Origin of the sequence: Cytobacillus stercorigallinarum, from assembly GCF_014836495.1 — a bacterium.
Classification (GTDB): domain Bacteria; phylum Bacillota; class Bacilli; order Bacillales; family Cytobacillaceae; genus Cytobacillus; species Cytobacillus stercorigallinarum.
This window is the reverse complement of the sequence record NZ_JACSQT010000030.1, coordinates 1-3,982: the sequence shown is the minus strand read 5'-3', so window position 1 is coordinate 3,982 and position 3,982 is coordinate 1. Positions and strand designations below refer to the sequence as shown.

Below are 3,982 nucleotides of genomic sequence, written 5' to 3'. Positions count from 1 at the left end.
GGAAAAAACGTCTTCAATCGCCAGGAGTTGCTTTGGATACAAAATGAGTTTCCTAAGCACATGCAAGGGCTTGGATTTGATGTGCAGCGGGGAGAAGAAAATTCGAAGCGAGAGCATCTGACTACACAGCAGTTCAAAGCAAAGACACTTCAAGAAAAAGTGGAAGACTTAGAAATGGTCTTACATACAAAGCAAGCAGAAAAACAGGAAATTGAGACGTCCATTAAGGACATAGAGAGTCGCTTAAGCGACTTAGGAAAGTCTTTAGACCAAGTTAAAAAGGTGGATGAGGTGGAAGTAAAAGAGAAGGGTGGCTTAATTCGGTCTAAAACGGTCGAATTAGCGCAAGAAGACTTCGAGGGTATTAAAGTGCTTGCTAAAACTTCAGAGGCCCTTAAAACGAAATCTGATGAGTTTGAGAGATATTTGATTGCTGAGATGAAAAAAAATGATCGATTAGAAAATGAAAATAAAATTTTGAAAGAAGAAAATGACCGTTTGAGAGATGAAAACAAAGTATTGGTTAGAGAAAATACTTTTTTAACCCGTACTCTTGAGAAAGTAAAAAGTTACTACAAAGATAAAGTAAAGGATTTCAGCCATCATGTTGGGGCTTTTAAGGCCCAAGTTTTAGATAAAATGGGAGAGCGATTATTAAAAAAGCATTTCAGAGATGAGCAAGAAGTAAGTGGAGCTCAAATATTTTTGAAAGTGAAAGAAAATGAGAAACAAGAAAAAAAGGTAAGTAGAGGGAAAGATAGAGGGATGGATTTTGAAAGATAATCAAACAAGAAGTAATAATTTATTAAAGTGGTTTTGATGGTTTTTGTTTTTGGTTTTGAACTTAAAAAAAGCCCCGGTTTTTTGGGGGCTTTTTTGTGTTTTTTCTTATCTTGATACTAAGGGTAACTATTTCGATTTGGGTCAACATGGCTTCAGCCCTTGCGCCCCAACGGATAGAAAGAAAAAAACTTGCAATTTTCGTAATAGTGTTTTAGGATTTTAAGTAACCACACTGAAAATCCAATACTGTACGAAAGAAGGTGCAAGTTTTTAATTGCCCTAAAAGGGGCTCTTTATAAACTTAAGTTATATGGACAAATATACAGAGAAAAAGCGGAAAAATCAAGCCTTATCAAAGCTTATAGGCTCATTTGTTTCCGAAGCTAGTGCAGAATTAATCGCAGAGTGTAACACTTTCATGATGTTTGCCAGTGATGAGAGGATGGAAAAGATGAAGCAACATAAAGGCAATTCGTGTAAGAATCGCTTTTGCCCTATCTGTTCCTGGAGAAAAGCGAAAAAGGATGCACTTGCTTTATCGGTACAAATGAAATACATAGAAGAAGAACATCAGAAGGATTTCATATTTATGACGTTGACTGCACCGAATGTTTCAGGTGAAGATCTACTAGAAGAAATCAGGATATATAACAAAGCATTTAAGAAAATGGTAGAGAGAAAAGAAGTAAAAACTGTGGTTAAGGGCTATGTCCGAAAGCTCGAAGTGACATATAACAAAGAACGTGATGATTATCATCCTCATTTTCATGTACTCATCACAGTCAATAAAAGCTATTTCACTCAAACTAAGCAATATATAAGTCGTGATCGTTGGCTTGAGCTATGGCAGCAAGCTACTGGCGACCCTACCATCACACAAGTAGATGTCCGAAAAGTTCGAAAGAACAATAACAAAGAAATCTCCGAAATTGCCAAGTATGTTGGTAAGGATAGTGACTACTTGTCGAATGAAAAAGTGTTTGAAGCCTTTTATAAATCGTTAAAAGGGAAACAGCTTGTGGTTTACTCCGGACTATTTAAAGAATCTATGAAACTATTTAAAAATGGTGATTTGGACAAGTATAGAGAAGTTGATCCTACTGAATATGTGTACGCTTTGATGTATAACTGGGGTCAAAAAGAATACATACTCAAAGAAAAAAGGGAACTTACTGAAGATGAGAGAAAACAATTAAATCGTAATTTACTTGATGAAGTGGGTTTAGAAGAGTGATCGTCTTGTTATAAGAGCGAGGGTCCGTGTTCTAATATCTTATCAAGATAAGAAAAAACAAGATCAAAAACATAAATATTGCTTTAATTTTTTTATAAGAATACAATTTTATTAAACACATTAAATAAAGAAAAGGGGCTATAAACATATGAACTCAGAAAATAAAGTAGCAATAGTAACAGGTTCAGCAGGTGGTTTAGGTAAAGCAATAGCCGAAAGGTTAGCAAATGATGGTTTTAATATAGTTGTTCAAGACATTAATAACGATTTATTATTAGAAACAGAAAAAGAATTCAAAGAAAAAGGATATAATGTAGTATCTTTCAAAAGTGATGTTTCAAAACAAAAAGAACAAGAAGAATTAGTAAATTTCGCTGTAAAAGAATTTAATCAACTAGATGTTTTTGTTAACAATGCAGGTGTAGATGCTGTAACACCTTTCTTAGAAATAGACGAAAACCAACTTAATAAATTATTTAACATTAACGTATTTGGAACTGTTTATGGTATTCAGGCTGCTGCAAAACAATTTATAAAACAAAACACAAAAGGTAAAATAATAAATGCTTGTAGCATAGCAGGTCATGAATCTTACGAAATGTTAGGTACATATTCAGCTACTAAACACGCCGTTCGTTCTTACACTCAAGTTGCAGCTAAAGAATTAGCTAAGTATAAAATTAATGTAAACGCTTATTGTCCAGGAGTAGCTAAAACTAAAATGTGGGAAAGAATCGATGAAGAAATGGTCAAATATGATGAAAATTTAAATCCTGGAGATGCTTTCGAAGAATTTTCAAGTGCTATAAAATTAGGAAGATATCAAGAGCCTAAAGATGTTGCTAATTTAGTATCATTTTTATCTTCAGAAGATGCAGAATATATAACTGGTCAATCAATTTTAACAGATGGTGGATTAGTTTATAGATAAAAATAAACAGTTTAAATAATTTAATTTTTATTCCAATTTCCTTTTTGAACAGAAACTTTGAACCCTAAAAACCCAAAGCGTGTCAATCGTTCGGTTTAATAGCTTGCGCTATCTGAACGATTGCGTTTTAAGTTTATTTTAGGGTTCTTTTTTTTGCAAGGGAACTTAACGTGGCTTCTGTCAATGGTAAGCGGACCAAAGGGAGCATTAAGGAGTTGACAGACCACTTCATCCAAACCCTCTTGGCACCGAATCGAAAACATTCGATTCCTGCCAACCGGCGAGGGAGCCCCCGAAGATTCGGGGGTTGGGGGATGAGGTTTTGATATGGGATCCAACGTCCTACGTTGGCTAGGTTTGGACAAGCAGTCCAAGGTCTTTATTGGGCGTTTTCGCCCAAGGTCTTCGCCCTCGGCAGAGCGTACACTTTGCTTGCAAAGTATAGTGTGTTATACTTTACATGGAAGTTTTGCCGAAATCGAACCCCAAATAGAGGGGTAGACAAGGGTAGGGAAACACATGAGTTATGCCGTTTGTCGGATGGAAAAAATGAAATCTCATGACTTGAAAGGGATGCAATTTCACAATCAAAGAGAACGAGAAAGTAAAACGAATCTAGATATAGATAAATCGAAAAGTGGACTTAATTATGATTTGGTTAATCCTGAAAAAATTGATTACAACAAACGTGTCAAAGAAATCATAGAGAACCAGAAAACAGGAACAAGGAAAACCAGAAAAGATGCAGTCTTGGTCAATGAGTTACTGGTGACATCGGATAGGGGTTTTTTTGAGCGTCTAGATCCGCAGGAGCAAAAGCGATTTTTTGAAGAAAGTCATAAGCTATTTTCAGAACGGTATGGAGAGCAAAATATTGCTTATGCGACGGTTCATAATGACGAAAATACCCCTCATATGCATTTGGGTGTTGTTCCTATGAGAGATGGGAAGCTACAAGGAAAAAACGTCTTCAATCGCCAGGAGTTGCTTTGGATACAAAATGAGTTTCCTAAGCACATGCAAGGGCTTGGATT

4 protein-coding genes are annotated in these 3,982 nt (G+C 35.6%); all 4 read left to right on the top strand.

Going from position 1 to position 3,982, the window contains the following annotated elements; genetic code table 11:
* On the top strand, positions 1–783 hold a 783-nt coding region (locus tag H9655_RS22220), incomplete at its 5' end, for a plasmid recombination protein (RefSeq protein WP_191817411.1).
* Positions 784–1,093: 310 nt separating this feature from the next.
* Positions 1,094–2,017: a protein rep gene (locus H9655_RS22215; RefSeq protein WP_191817410.1), complete on the top strand. Its 924-nt coding sequence runs from the start codon at positions 1,094–1,096 to the stop codon at positions 2,015–2,017.
* Positions 2,018–2,165: 148 nt separating this feature from the next.
* Positions 2,166–2,948 carry an acetoin reductase gene (locus tag H9655_RS22210; protein ID WP_191817409.1) on the top strand — a complete coding sequence of 261 codons (783 nt, stop codon included), beginning with the start codon at positions 2,166–2,168 and terminating at the stop codon, positions 2,946–2,948.
* A gap of 519 nt (positions 2,949–3,467) precedes the next feature.
* Positions 3,468–3,982: MobV family relaxase (gene mobV / locus H9655_RS22205; RefSeq protein ID WP_191817408.1), on the top strand; the 515-nt coding region annotated here is incomplete at its 3' end.

Excerpts from the sequence above, each read along its gene's own strand:
- H9655_RS22215 (WP_191817410.1), top strand. The coding sequence starts at position 1,094 with ATGGACAAATATACAGAGAAAAAGCGGAAAAATCAAGCCTTATCAAAG.
- H9655_RS22210 (WP_191817409.1), top strand. The coding sequence starts at position 2,166 with ATGAACTCAGAAAATAAAGTAGCAATAGTAACAGGTTCAGCAGGTGGT.